This window comes from Amycolatopsis thermoflava N1165 (assembly GCF_000473265.1).
Lineage (GTDB): Bacteria > Actinomycetota > Actinomycetes > Mycobacteriales > Pseudonocardiaceae > Amycolatopsis_E > Amycolatopsis_E thermoflava.
The window spans coordinates 6,988,298-7,001,177 of record NZ_KI421511.1 but is presented as its reverse complement, the minus strand read 5'-3'; the positions used below and the strand labels follow the sequence as shown (position 1 = coordinate 7,001,177).

Sequence of the window (12,880 nt, the reverse complement as noted above, 5' to 3'; positions counted from 1 at the left end):
GCCGGCGTCGCTAGGCGTTCCCGGGGGCCGAGCCCGCGAAGAACCTCTCGTTGAAGCGGCTGATCTTGCACCCGGCGACGAAGACGACGTCGGCCCCGGTGGCCAGGAGTCGTTCCGCGCTCTCAGTTAGCGCCGCGAGCACGGAGGAGGTCAGCACGCGCGTCTAACGCAGCATCGCGGGGCGCAGGAACGGTTCCGGCACCGCGAAGCCGTCCACCAGCAGTCGCGCGTGGGGGCGTAGTTCGGCGCACAGGTCGTTCACCGCGGCGACCACCGCCTTCGCCCGCGCCGACGTCAGCCGGCCGTGCTCCAGGAACCACGCGCGATCCTCTTCGACGTTCGACAGCACGTACAGGTCGCACACCCGCTCCAGCAGGGCCCGCGCGTCCTGGTCCGCACACCGGTCGATCGCCGCGACGAACGCCTCCAGCACGATCCGCTCGACGTGCACCTTCGCCGCCCGCAGCACGTGGTCCTGCGCGTCGTTGAACACCTCGAACGGGTCCGCCTCCGCCGCCCGGCGCAGCCGTCGCGCGCAGCCCTCCAGCACGTGCTGCTCGCGGTCCTCGAACAGCTTCACCTGCCAGCCGCGGTCGAACAGCACATCGTCGTCGTCCCGGCCGGGCGCGGCGTCCACCAGCCGCTCGATCACCTTGCGCGCCGCGGTCCGCTCGATCACCGCGCCGACGAACTGCTCGGCCACGAACCGGGCCGTCGCCAGCGGGCTCAGGTCGGCGAAGTGGTCGCGGTAGCTCGTCAGCAGGCCCTTCGCGACCAGCTGCAGCAGCACCGTGTTGTCGCCCTCGAACGTGGTGAACACGTCGGTGTCGGCCTTCAGCGCGGGCAGCAGGTTCTCCGACAGGTATCCCGCGCCACCACACGCTTCCCGCGCCGTCTGGATGCTGCGGGTGGCGTGCCAGGTCGCGATCGCCTTGATGCCCGCGGCCCGGGACTCCAGCTCGCGCTGCGCCCGTTCCTCGGCGTCCGCGGTGCCCTGGATGTCGTGCAGCGCCCGGGTCAGCTCCTCGTGCGCGAAGTGCAGCGCGTAGGTGCGCGCGATCGCCGGCAGCAGTTTCCGTTGGTGCGCACGGTAATCCAGCAGCACCGTCTCGCCGTCCGCGCCGGGACGGCCGAACTGGCGGCGCTTCTCCGCGTACCGGGTCGCGATCGCCAGCGCCCGCTCGGTGGCGTGGATCGCGCCGCCCGCCACGCTGATCCGGCCGCGGATCAGCGTGCCCAGCATGGTGAAGAACCGGCGGTTGTCGCTCTCGATCGGGCTCGTGTAGGTGCCGTCCTCGGTGACGTCGCCGTACCGGTTGAGCAGCGCGTCTCGCGGCACGCGCACGGAGTGGAACGTCAGGCGCCCGTTGTCGACGCCGTTCAGGCCCGCCTTGCGGCCGTCGTCGCCGATCTCCACGCCCGGCATCGGTGCGCCCGTCTCGTCCCGGATCGGCACCACGAAGGCGTGCACACCACGGCTTTCCCCGCCGGTGACCAGCTGCGCGAACACCACCGCCACCTGGCCGTGTCGCGCCGCGTTGCCGATGTAGTCCTTGCGCGCCTGCTCGTCCGGGGTGTCGATGACGAACTCGCGCGTCGCCGGGTCGTAGGTGGCCGTGGTGCGCAGGTGCTGCACGTCCGAGCCGTGCCCGGTCTCGGTCATGGCGAAGCAGCCGAGCAGGTCCAGGTCCATGATGCGGGCCAGGTACCGCTCGTGGTGCGGAGCCGTGCCGAGCAACTGGATCGCGCCGCCGAACAGGCCCCACTGCACACCGGACTTCACCATCAGCGACAGGTCGCCGTAGCCGAGCATCTCGAACGACACGACCGAACCGCCGATGTCTCCCCCACCGCCGTACTCGCGGGAGAAGCCGAGCCGGTGCCAGCCGCTCTTGGCCAGTTCCCGCAGGCGGTCCAGCACCCAGGCCCGGTATTCCTCCGTGCTCAGGTCGTAGGGCTCGTCCAGGTCGTACCCGGCGAACTGCGCGCGAATCTCCCGGCGCAGCTGGGCCCACTGTCCATCCAGTACCGCGGTCAACGCATCGGGGTTCATGTTCCTACTCTGGCGTAACTTCCGCGGTCCCGCATGGCGAGCTCAGCCCAGATCCGGCCCCTCCCGGCGTAGTTCGTCGACCTTCGACATGGCCTCGCGCAGCTCGCCGAGCCACTCCTCGGCGTGCTGCCCGACGAGCCGGACGGCCCAGGCCAGGGCGTCCGAACGGGACCGCGCGACGCCCGCGTCGACGAGCGTGTCGAGCACCAGCCGCTCGGGCTGGCGCAGGCGCGTCATCACCGGCACCGACTGTGTGGTGAACAACTCTTCGGTGCCGCCGAGGCGCGCGCCCCAGGACACCTTGCGCTGGTACCGGTGCTCGGCCTGGCGCGCGATCTCGATGCGGTGCTCGCGGGTCTCCTCGCGGAACCGGCTGATGCGCCCCGACTCGGCGGCGGCGCGGGCGGCGTCGTCGGCGAACTCGTCGGTGAGCGCAGGCAGTTCGCCGACGATCAGGATCTCCTCGCGGTCCACCGTGATGTCCGGGGCGCCGGTGAACCAGCCGTCCGGGAGCCGTCCGGCGAACCAGCCCGCCGCGTCGTCCGCCGGCGGCGCCTCGGCCTGACCGCGGCCCTTCCAGCCTCGTCCCCACTGTGCGTGTGTGCGCATGTCCATCGCCTCCGCGATTACATGATTACGTTGCAACACACGCTACGCCGGAACGAGCGCGTCAGATCCCCTGTTCACTGCGGGCGGACAAGGCCGAAACGAGGTCGTCGGGGCTGGTCACCGGCCGGTCGCAGACGTAACCGCGGCACACGTAGGCCGCGGCCTGTCCGCTCACCAGCGGCCGGTCCGCGAGCAGCGGCACGCCCGCCGCGTCCGGCTCCCCGGCCAGCACGACCGCGCCGCCGTGCGCACGACGGGCGGCCACCGCGCGCAGCAGGTCCCGCTCGGTCGAGTCCGGCCCGGCGATCGCGACCTGGACGGGACCGGCCAGCAGCGCCTCGGCCGCGGTGAGCCAGTGCCCGGCGAAGCGGGGCGCCTTGGCGATCAGCCGGCCCGTCCGGTGCACGGCCTCCTCGGCGGCTGCCCGGTACCGCGCGGAGCGGTCCGGCCCGACCAGCACCGACGCCGTGACCAGCGCGTTCGCCAGCGCGGAGGCCCCGGAGGGGCTGGCGTTGTCGGTCGGGTCCGACGGCCGGTGCACGAGGACCTCGGCGTCGTCCGCCGTGTCGTGGTACGCGCCCGGGGTGTCCGCGACGGCGAAGTTGGCGAGTGCGGTGTCCAGCAGGTTCGTGGCCTCGGTGAGCCAGCGCGGGTCCCCGGTCGCCTGGTGCAGGGCCAGCAGCCCCTCGGACAGGCAGCCGTAGTCCTCCAGCACGCCCGCCGCGTCGCCGGCGGTCCCGTCCCGCGAGCTGCGGCGCAGGCGGTTGTCGCGGAGGTGGATGCCGAGGACCGCGGACGCGGCGTCCTGGGCCGCGGACACCCAGTGCGGCTCGTCGAGCGCCACGCCCGCCTCACACAGCGCGGTGATGGCGAGGCCGTTCCAGGCCGCGATCACCTTGTCGTCGCGTCCCGGCTGCGGCCGCTCGTCGCGGGCGGCCAGCAGCGCCGCGCGGACCCGCTCGAAGCGCTCCCGGTCGTCCGGGTCACGCCGCAGCTGCAGCACCGAGGTGCCGTGCTCGAACGTGCCGGATTCGGTGACGCTGAACAGTTCCGCGGCCCACGCGCCGTCGTCGTCGCCGAGCACCTCACGCAGCTGCGCGGGCGTCCAGACGTAGGTCAGGCCTTCCTCGCCGAGGGTGTCCGCGTCGAGCGACGCGGCGAACCCGCCCTGTTCCGTGCGGAGACGGGTGAGCAGGAACTCGCCGGTCATGCGCGCGACCCCGGCGGCCAGGGCGGAGCCGGTGCGGCGGGCCAGGTGCGCGTAGACCCGCAGCAGCAAAGCGTTGTCGTACAACATCTTTTCGAAGTGCGGCACGACCCAGGACGCGTCCACGGAGTAGCGGGCGAAGCCGCCGGCGAGCTGGTCGTGGATGCCGCCGCGGGCCATCGCCTCGGCGCAGGATTCCACAAGGGACAGCGCCTCGGCGGAGCCGGTGCGTTCGTGGTGGCGCAGCAGGAATTCCAGCACCATCGACGGCGGGAACTTCGGCGCGCCACCGAAACCGCCGCGTGCGGGGTCGGCCTCCCCGGTCAGCTTCAGCAGGGCGGCGTCGAGCACGCCCGCGTCGACCGGGGCCGGCGGCAGCGGCCCGAGCTGCCCGGCGAGGTGCTCGACGATCTTGCCTGCGCCCTCGCGCAGTTCGTCGCGGCGTTCCTGCCAGGCCTGGGCGACGGCGACGAGGAGGTGCTGGAACGACGGCATGCCCGGCCGCGGCTGCGGCGGGTAGTAGGTGCCGCAGTGGAACGGCTCGCCGTCGGGGGTGAGGAAGCAGGTCATCGGCCAGCCGCCCTGGCCGGTCATCGCCTGGGTCGCGGTCATGTAGACCGCGTCGATGTCGGGACGCTCCTCGCGGTCGACCTTGATGTTGACGAAGTGCTCGTTCATCAGGCGCGCGGTCTCGGCGTCCTCGAAGGACTCGTGGGCCATCACATGGCACCAGTGGCACGCGGCGTAACCGATCGAGAGCAGGATCGGCACGTCCCGGCGCTTGGCCTCGGCGAGCGCGTCGGCGCTCCACGGCCACCAGTCGACCGGGTTTTCGGCGTGCTGCAGCAGGTAGGGGCTCGTCGCGGCGGCGAGTCGGTTGGCCATGCCACCAGGGTGTCACGGCGCCCGTAGCGCCGCCGCGCTAGCTGCTCTCGCTCTTCTCCGGCTGCTTGACCGGCTCCGAATCGGGCACAGCCGGCTTCCCGGCCTCGTCCTTCTCGGCGGCGTCGTCGGCCTCGGCTTCGGCCTTCTCCTCCGGGTCGAAGGTGGCCGGAACGCGCTTGAGGTGCTTGGTCATCGAGCGCACCAGCAGGGCGACGGCGATGAGGAACAGCAGGAGGATCAGGAACCCCAGCGGCGAGGACTTGCCGAAGTCCTCGCCCTGGCCGCCGTTGTCGCCGTTGCCCGGCTGCTGCGCGAGGACGAGGGCGGTCGTGGCGACCGGCGCCGTCACCGGCAACAAGAGACTCATGTGTTCACCTTCTCACGGACGCCCGCGAACAGGTCGTCCTCGGGCAGCGTGCTGTCCACGAGCGAACGGACCAGCTCGTACTCCTCCGTCGGCCACACCCGGCGCTGCATGTCCAGCGGCACGAAGAACCACCGGCTGTTCGGGTCGATCTGGGTGGCGTGCGCTTTCAGCGCCTCGTCGCGGACCTCGAAGTAGTCGGCGCATTCGATGCGCGTGGTGACCCGCTCCATGACGTCCGCGCGGTCCGGGTCCCACTTGCCGAGCCACTCCGCGTAGGGCGACTCCAGGCCGGCCTCGACGAGCGCGTCGTGGAAGGCCTGCATGCGGGCGCGGGAGAAGCCGTGCATGTAGTACAGCTTGAGCGCCTGCCACGGCTCGCCCGCCTCGGGGAACTTGTCCGGCTCGGCGGCGGCGTCGAAGGCCGCCATGGAGACCTCGTGGGTGCGGATGTGGTCCGGGTGCGGGTAGCCCCCGTTCTCGTCGTAGGTCAGCACGACGTGCGGACGGAACTCGCGGATGACCTTGACCAGCTCGCGCACCGGCTCCTCGAGCGGGGTGAGCGCGAAGCAGCCCTCCGGCAGCGGGGGCAGCGGGTCGCCCTCCGGCAGGCCGGAGTCCACGAAACCCAGCCAGCGGTGCTGGACGCCGAGGATCTTGGCGGCCTTGGCCATCTCCTCGCGGCGGATGGCGGACATGTTGGCCAGCACCTCGGGCCGGTCCATGGCCGGGTTGAGGATGCTCCCGGCCTCGCCTCCGGTGCAGGTCACCACCATGACCTCGGCGCCCTCGGCGACGTAGCGCGCCATCGTGGCCGCACCCTTGCTCGACTCGTCGTCGGGATGTGCGTGCACCGCCATGAGACGCAGGCGCGATCCCGTCCCGGACATCAGCTCGTCAGAACCCACCATGCGTCCAACGACCCCTTCTGAATCCCTATTCCGCCCCGGAGAGATACTGCGGTTGCCTCCATTGTCCCCGGGGGTACGACAAGTTCGATCGGAGGCCCGGCACTTGAGCACCGCCAGCGCCCCGCCGTCCCTGCCGGACGGCCGCTACGGGCGGCCGCGCAGGCCGAGCCGCCGCTGGCGGGTGTGGGTCTTCACCGGGATCGCGCTGGTCGTGAGCTGCGCCGTCGCGTGGATCGGGTACGTGAACCTGGGCGCCGCGCCCATCAGTGCGGAACGCGTCACGTTCGAGGAGCTGCCCGGCAACGCGATGACGATCTCGCTGAACGTGACGCGGGACGAGCCGGACCGGCCGGGCGTGTGCATCGTGCGGACGCGGGACATCAGCGGCGCCGAGAGCGGGCGGCGGGAGGTCTACATCCCGGCGAACGACAGCCGGGTCGACGTGGTCGTGCGGAGCATCGACCGCCCGGTCACCGCCGACGTGTACGGCTGCTCTTACGACATCCCGGAGTATCTGTCAAGGAGTTAGCGGCCAACGGGGTGAATGACGCGACGAATGCCCGGTTTCTGAGAAAGACACCGGCGCTGACCTGCCCTGCCGTGGTACCCTGATCTACCGGCACGGCCCGAACGGGCCGTGTTTTTCCTTTATCCAGCCGCACTCGATCGAGTGCGGCTGCCGGCATGAACACCCATGTCCGGCAGGCACGACGAGGAGATGGTGGCCGTGAGCGACACCCAGGTGACCTGGCTGACCCAGGAAGCCTACGACAGGCTCAAGCACGAGCTCGACGAGCTGATCGAGAATCGTCCGGTCATCGCTGCGAAGATCAACGCCAGCCGCGAAGAAGGCGACCTCCGCGAGAACGGCGGTTACCACGCTGCCCGCGAGGAGCAGGGCCAGCAGGAGGCCCGCATCCGCCACCTGCAGGAACTCCTGCGGTCGGCGAAGGTCGGCGAGGCCCCGAAGAACGACGGGGTCGCCGAGCCGGGCAAGGTCCTCACCGTGCGTTACGACGGTGACGACGAGGACGAGAAGTTCCTGCTCGCCACGCGCGAAGAGGGCGCCGAGGGCGAACTCGACGTGTACTCCCCCGAGTCGCCCCTGGGCAAGGCCCTGCTGGGCGCCAAGGAAGGCGAGTCGCGCGAGTACGAGCTGCCCAACGGCAGCACGCAGAAGGTGACGCTGGTCAAGGCCGTGCCCTACTCCGGCTGAGACCCACACTTTTTTCGGAGCGGCTGCTCCGGGCGGGAGCATCGTCCGGAGCAGCCGCTTCGCTGTGCGTGCGGTCCCGCGCACCGCGAGCGCGGAACTCGCGCGGGAACGGCGCCAGCGAACCGGCACCCGGCGACGAAAGCCGGCCACGTCCGAGCCAGCCCCCTCCCGCAACCCGATCCCCAGCCAAATCGGTTGCCGAGCCACCGGGTCAAGGCACGCTTTCCCGCCTTGACGCGGTGTCTCGGCAACCGAACACTGAAAGATCGGGTTCGGGAGGGACTCCCTCGATCGGGGCGTAGCGAAGCGAAGCCGACGATCGAGAAACCCGCGTAGCGTCAGGAAACATGAACCCCATCTGCGTGACCTGCGGCATGCAGTACGCCTCCCCCCGCGCGGACTGCCCCATCTGCGAGGACGAGCGCCAGTACGTCCCACCATCGGGCCAGCGGTGGACCGACTTCGCCACGCTCCGAGCCGAGCACGAGCCCCTCATCAAGCAGGAGGGCGAAGGCATCACCGGCATCGCCTGCACCCCGAAGTTCGGCATCGGCCAGCGCGCCCTCTTCGTCGAGACCGCGAGCGGCAACTTCCTCTGGGACCTCACCGCGTACCTGGACGACACGATCGCCGAGCACATCACCAGCCGCGGCGGCATCACCGGCATCGCGATCAGCCACCCGCACTACTACACGACCTGCGTCGAGTGGGCCCGCGCCTTCGACGTGCCGGTCTACCTGCACGAAGGCGACCGCGAGTGGATCGGCCGCCTGGACGAGCGCATCGAGCTGTGGAGCGGCCAGACCAAGCAGGTCGGCGACGACCTCACATTGGTCAACCTGGGTGTGCACTTCACCGGCGGCACGGTCCTGCACTGGTCCGGCGGCGAGGACGGCCGGGGCGCGCTGCTGTCCGGCGACATCGTCCAGGTGATCCCGGACCGCCGGTTCGTCGCGTTCATGTACAGCTACCCGAACCTGATCCCGGAGCGGCCGTCGGTCGTGCGGCGCGCCGCGGAGATCCTCGCCGGCTACCGCTTCGACGCGATCTACGGCGCGTGGTGGGACGCGGTGGTGCGGCAGGACGGCTACGACGTCGTGCAGCGCTCGGCCAAGCGCTACCTGGAGTTCGTCTCGTAGGCGAGCCGTTCCAGCAGCGGCCGGACGCGCGGTGGCACGGGCGTGGACAGGGCCAGTGACGTCGACGTGCGCCGCACACCCGGCACGCTCACCACGGCGTCGATGACCCGCTGCAGGTCGTCGTGGTCGCGCGCCACCATCCGGACGAACAGGTCGCCCTGCCCGGTGGTGGCGTGCACCTCGCAGACCTCCTCGATGGCGTCCAGGGCCTCGGAAACCGAGGTGCGCTGGCCCTGCGCGATCTCGATCACCGCGAACGCGGTCAGCCCGTACCCCATGGCCGCCAGGTTCAGCTGCGGCGGGAAGCCGCCGAGGATGCCCTGTTGGGTGAGCCGGTCCAGGCGCGCCTGCACGGTGCCCCTGGCGACGCCGAGCCGGCGCGCGCACTCCAGCACGTTCAGCCGCGGCGCGTCGGTGAGCAACAGCAACAGCCGGGCGTCGAGCGCGTCCACCGCATCCTCCTGGTCACATTGCCCGATTTGATAGATCATCCTCGGCGAACACTGGTCAATTTGTCCAGAGAATGGCGCCACTGTTGCCCAGGATGCGACGAACTACGCATTCTGCCAGACATGACGAACGCTCTCGACGATGTCGACTACGACCAGTTGCGCCAGCTCGTCGGTTTGGTCGAGCACGATGAGACCGCCGATCCGTTTCCCGTGAAATCGCTCGATGCCGTCGTGTTCATCGCCGGCAACGCCACCCAGACCGCGTGGTACTACCAGCACGCGTTCGGCATGCGGCTCGTCGCCTACGCCGGGCCGGAGACCGGGCAGCCGGACCACAAGGCGTTCGTGCTGAAGTCGGGTTCCGCGCGCTTCGTCATCACCGGCGGCGTCCGCCCGGACTCCCCGCTGCTCGACCACCACCGCCGCCACGGCGACGGCGTCGTCGACCTCGCGCTCGAAGTGTCCGATGTGGACAAGTGCGTCGCGCACGCGCGTGCCCAGGGCGCCACGGTTCTGGAGGAGCCGCACGACGTCTCCGACGAGCACGGCATCGTGCGCAGGGCCGCGATCGCGACCTACGGCGAGACCCGGCACAGCCTCGTCGACCGCTCCCGCTACACCGGCCCGTACCTGCCCGGCTTCCAGGCGCGGGAGACGCCGCAGCGCAAGCGGCTGTTCCAGGCCGTCGACCACTGCGTCGGCAACGTGGAGCTCGGCAAGATGGACCACTGGGTCGACTGGTACCACCGGGTCATGGGCTTCACGAACATGGCGGAGTTCGTCGGCGACGACATCGCCACCGAGTACTCGGCGCTGATGAGCAAGGTCGTCGCCAACGGGAACCACCGGGTGAAGTTCCCGCTCAACGAGCCCGCAGTGGCGAAGAAGAAGTCGCAGATCGACGAGTACCTGGAGTTCTACGGCGGCGCCGGGTGCCAGCACATCGCGCTGGCCACCAACGACATCGTCGGCACGGTCACCGCGATGCGCGCCGCCGGCGTGGAGTTCCTGGACACCCCGGACTCCTACTACGACGATCCGGCGCTGCGCGCGCGGATCGGCGAGGTGCGGGTGCCGATCGAGACGCTGAAGGAACACCGGATCCTGGTCGACCGCGACGAGGACGGCTACCTGCTGCAGATCTTCACCAAGCCCGTCGGCGACCGGCCCACGGTCTTCTACGAGCTGATCGAACGGCACGGCTCGCTCGGCTTCGGCAAGGGCAACTTCAAGGCCCTGTTCGAGGCTATCGAGCGCGAGCAGGAGCGGCGCGGCAACCTCTAGCCGACGACGGTGAACCCGGCGCGCTGGAGTTCGGCGTGGACCTCCTCGCAGTGGTCGGGCCCGCGGGTCTCCAGCTTGAGCGCGATCTCGACCTCGCCGAGGGCCAGCGCGCCGGAGATCCGCGAGTGCTCGACGTCGAGGACGTTCGCGCCCAGGTCCCGCACCCGGGACAGCACCGACACCAGCGACCCCGGCCGGTCCGGCACGCGCAGCCGCAGCGCGAGGTAGCGCCCGCCCGCCGTCATGCCGTGCTGGATGATCTGCAGCAGCAGCAACGGGTCCACGTTGCCGCCGGACACCACGGCCACCACCGGCGCCGCGAACTCGCCGGGGTACTGCAGCAACGCCGCCACCGCCGCCGCACCCGCCGGCTCCACGACCAGCTTGCGGCGCTCCAAGCACAGCAGCACCGCGCGGGACAGCGACTCCTCCGACACCGTGAGGACGTCGTCGACCTTCGCGGCCACGTGCGCGAAGCTCACCGGCCCCGGCTGGCCGACCGCGATGCCGTCGGCCATCGTCTGCATCTCACGCAGGCGCACCGGGCCACCGGCCGCGAGCGACGGCGGGAACGCGGCCGCGTCCTCGGCCTGCACCGCGACGACCCGCACGTCCGGCCGCGACGCCTTCACCGCGCACGCCACGCCCGCGACGAGCCCGCCGCCGCCGGTCGGCACCAGCACCGTGGCCGCCTCCGGCACCTGCTCCAGGATCTCCAGCCCGACGGTGCCCTGCCCGGCGATGATGTCCGCGTGGTCGAAGGGGTGGATGAACACCGCGCCGGTCCGCTCCGCGAACGCGATCGCCTCGGCCAAGGTCTCCTCCAGCACGTCGCCGTGCAGGTGGACGTCCGCCCCGTAGCCGCGGGTGGCGGCCAGCTTGGGCAGCGGCGCGCGGGTCGGCATGAAGACGGTCGACGAGATGCCCAGCAGCGACGCCGCGAGCGCGACGCCCTGCGCGTGGTTGCCCGCGCTGGCGGCCACGACCCCACGGGCCCGCTCCTCGGCGCTCAGCCCGTGCAGGCGGGTGTAGGCGCCGCGGATCTTGAACGAGCCGGTGCGCTGCAGGTTCTCGCACTTCAGGTGGACGGGGCCGCCGTGCGCCCGCTCCAGGTCACGGGCGTGCTCCATCGGCGTGACGCGGATGATCCCCTCGAGCAGCTTCCGCGCCTCGCGGATGCGGTCGACGTCCACCAGATCCATATCCCGGATCATGCCACTCGCACCTCACGGGTTTCGGTACCCTGGGAGCCGGTCAGTACGGCGAATCGGGAGTAGCCATGCCAGCACGGGGTGAAACGGGCGGACGGGTCCGCCGCGCCACGCGTGCGGCCGGCCTGCTGCCGTTGGTCGCGGGCGTCACGTCCGCCCTGGCCCTCACCGGCGCGGCGGTCTACACGGTCGACAAGGCCAACTGCGGCGACCCGGCCCAGTACATCCGGCACGACAACTACGTCGAGCTGGTCGGCGGGTGCGTGAACGGCTCCGACCTGGAGGGCATCCGCACCGGCACCACCACCGGCGACGCCAAGACGGCCGAGCTGAACAACTACCGGCCCTGACCGAGCGGGGAAGCGCCGCGACGCTCCCCCGCCGTCGCCTCTCAGCCCAGCGCAGCGCGCAGGTCGTCGCTCAGGTCGCGGACGTCCTCGATGCCGACGGACAGCCGCAGCAGGTCGTCGGGCACCTGGAGCATCGAGCCGGCCACGCTCGCGTGCGTCATCTGGCCCGGGTGCTCGATCAGCGATTCGATGCCGCCGAGCGACTCGGCCAGGATGAACAGCTCGGTGCGCGCCGCGGTGTCCAGCGCGGCCGGCCTGCCGTCGGCGTGGCGGAACGAGATCATGCCGCCGAAGCGGCGCATCTGCTTGGCCGCCACCTCGTGGCCGTCGTGCCCGGGCAGGCCCGGGTAGTAGACCTCGGCGACCTTCGGGTGCGCCGACAGCATCTCGGCGATCTGCTCCGCGTTGTCGCAGTGCCGGTCCATCCGGACGGCGAGGGTCTTGAGCCCGCGCAGGGTGAGCCAGGCGTCGAACGGGCCGGGCACCGCGCCCGCCGAGTTGCGCAGGAAGAACAGCTGGTCGCGCAGCTCGTCCTCGCTGGTCAGCACGGCGCCGCCGACGACGTCGGAGTGGCCGCCGAGGTACTTGGTGGTCGAGTGCACGACGATGTCGGCGCCCAGCGCCAGCGGCGTCTGCAGGTACGGCGTCGCGAACGTGTTGTCGACGACGAGGCGGGCACCGGCGCCGTGGGCGATTTCCGCCAGCACCGCGAGGTCGGCGATGCCGAGCAGCGGGTTGGACGGCGTCTCGCACCAGATCAGCTTGGTTTCGGGACGGATCGCGGCACGGACCTCGTCCGGGTTCGCCAGGTCCGCGACGCCGTATTCGACGCCCCAGAGCTTCAGCACCTTGTCGATCAGCCGGAAGGTGCCGCCGTAGGCGTCGTTGCCCAGGACCAGGTGGTCGCCGGGGCGCAGCACGGTGCGCAGGACCGCGTCGGTGGCGGCCATGCCGGAGGCGAACGCCAGGCCGTGCCGCGCGCCCTCGAGCGAGGCCAGGGCCTGCTCCAGTGCGGTGCGCGTCGGGTTCGCGGTGCGGGAGTACTCGTAGTCACCCTCGCGGGTGCCCCCGACGCCGTCCTGCGCGTAGGTGGAGGTCTGGTAGATGGGCACGATGACCGCACCTGTCCGCGGGTCAGGCTCCTGACCTGCGTGGATGGCGCGCGTCTCGAAGCCGGAGCGGGAAAGGTCGTGCGTCAT

14 protein-coding genes are annotated in these 12,880 nt (G+C 71.0%); 5 read left to right on the top strand and 9 right to left on the bottom strand.

The window, feature by feature from the left end; genetic code table 11:
- Positions 1 to 10: 10 nt before the first annotated feature.
- The 6 genes from AMYTH_RS49260 to mca are packed head-to-tail and all read right to left on the bottom strand — an operon-like array spanning position 11 to position 6,029.
- Positions 11 to 157 carry a hypothetical protein gene (locus tag AMYTH_RS49260; protein ID WP_157360712.1) on the bottom strand — a complete coding sequence of 49 codons (147 nt, stop codon included), beginning with the start codon at positions 155 to 157 and terminating at the stop codon, positions 11 to 13.
- Between the two features lie 6 nt (positions 158 to 163).
- Positions 164 to 2,053 carry an acyl-CoA dehydrogenase family protein gene (locus AMYTH_RS0134765; protein WP_027934089.1) on the bottom strand — a complete coding sequence of 630 codons (1,890 nt, stop codon included), beginning with the start codon at positions 2,051 to 2,053 and terminating at the stop codon, positions 164 to 166.
- 42 nt (positions 2,054 to 2,095) lie between these two features.
- A complete protein-coding gene (locus AMYTH_RS0134760; protein WP_017984804.1) occupies positions 2,096 to 2,668 on the bottom strand; it encodes a hypothetical protein in 573 nt (190 codons plus the stop codon).
- Between the two features lie 55 nt (positions 2,669 to 2,723).
- Positions 2,724 to 4,754 (bottom strand): thioredoxin domain-containing protein, encoded by a 2,031-nt coding sequence (locus AMYTH_RS0134755; RefSeq protein ID WP_027934088.1) that lies wholly within the window; start codon positions 4,752 to 4,754, stop codon positions 2,724 to 2,726.
- Between the two features lie 37 nt (positions 4,755 to 4,791).
- Entirely contained in the window at positions 4,792 to 5,121 is a 330-nt protein-coding gene (locus AMYTH_RS0134750) for a hypothetical protein (RefSeq protein WP_027934087.1), read from the bottom strand.
- Positions 5,118 to 6,029, bottom strand: a complete 912-nt coding sequence (mca, locus tag AMYTH_RS0134745) for a mycothiol conjugate amidase Mca (RefSeq protein WP_027934086.1) — start codon at positions 6,027 to 6,029, stop codon at positions 5,118 to 5,120. The genes AMYTH_RS0134750 and mca overlap by 4 nt, the downstream gene beginning before the upstream one ends.
- A gap of 103 nt (positions 6,030 to 6,132) precedes the next feature.
- Here mca and AMYTH_RS0134740 point away from each other — a divergent pair, with 103 nt between their 5' ends.
- The 3 genes from AMYTH_RS0134740 to AMYTH_RS0134730 all read left to right on the top strand — a co-directional run bounded on the left by AMYTH_RS0134740 (position 6,133) and on the right by AMYTH_RS0134730 (position 8,384).
- Positions 6,133 to 6,558: a DUF4307 domain-containing protein gene (locus AMYTH_RS0134740; protein ID WP_017984808.1), complete on the top strand. Its 426-nt coding sequence runs from the start codon at positions 6,133 to 6,135 to the stop codon at positions 6,556 to 6,558.
- Between the two features lie 189 nt (positions 6,559 to 6,747).
- Positions 6,748 to 7,245, top strand: coding sequence for a transcription elongation factor GreA (gene greA, locus AMYTH_RS0134735; protein WP_026153483.1), 498 nt, complete (start codon positions 6,748 to 6,750; stop codon positions 7,243 to 7,245).
- Between the two features lie 347 nt (positions 7,246 to 7,592).
- Positions 7,593 to 8,384: an MBL fold metallo-hydrolase gene (locus tag AMYTH_RS0134730; protein WP_027934085.1), complete on the top strand. Its 792-nt coding sequence runs from the start codon at positions 7,593 to 7,595 to the stop codon at positions 8,382 to 8,384.
- Here AMYTH_RS0134730 and AMYTH_RS0134725 read toward each other — a convergent pair.
- Entirely contained in the window at positions 8,363 to 8,875 is a 513-nt protein-coding gene (locus tag AMYTH_RS0134725; RefSeq protein ID WP_037322917.1) for an Lrp/AsnC family transcriptional regulator, read from the bottom strand. The genes AMYTH_RS0134730 and AMYTH_RS0134725 overlap by 22 nt on opposite strands.
- Before the next feature lie 81 nt (positions 8,876 to 8,956).
- Between AMYTH_RS0134725 and hppD the strand changes: the two genes are divergently transcribed.
- Complete coding sequence (gene hppD, locus AMYTH_RS0134720; protein WP_027934083.1) at positions 8,957 to 10,120, top strand: 4-hydroxyphenylpyruvate dioxygenase; 1,164 nt, start codon at positions 8,957 to 8,959, stop codon at positions 10,118 to 10,120.
- On the opposite strand, the gene ilvA is transcribed toward hppD, so the two are convergent.
- Positions 10,117 to 11,322: a threonine ammonia-lyase gene (ilvA, locus tag AMYTH_RS0134715; protein ID WP_017984813.1), complete on the bottom strand. Its 1,206-nt coding sequence runs from the start codon at positions 11,320 to 11,322 to the stop codon at positions 10,117 to 10,119. The genes hppD and ilvA overlap by 4 nt on opposite strands.
- Positions 11,323 to 11,399: 77 nt before the next feature.
- On the opposite strand from ilvA, the gene AMYTH_RS0134710 reads away from it, so the two are divergent.
- Entirely contained in the window at positions 11,400 to 11,681 is a 282-nt protein-coding gene (locus AMYTH_RS0134710; RefSeq protein ID WP_027934082.1) for a hypothetical protein, read from the top strand.
- Positions 11,682 to 11,722: 41 nt separating this feature from the next.
- Here the strand turns inward: AMYTH_RS0134710 and AMYTH_RS0134705 are convergent, their stop codons facing one another.
- Entirely contained in the window at positions 11,723 to 12,880 is a 1,158-nt protein-coding gene (locus AMYTH_RS0134705) for a cystathionine gamma-synthase (protein WP_027934081.1), read from the bottom strand.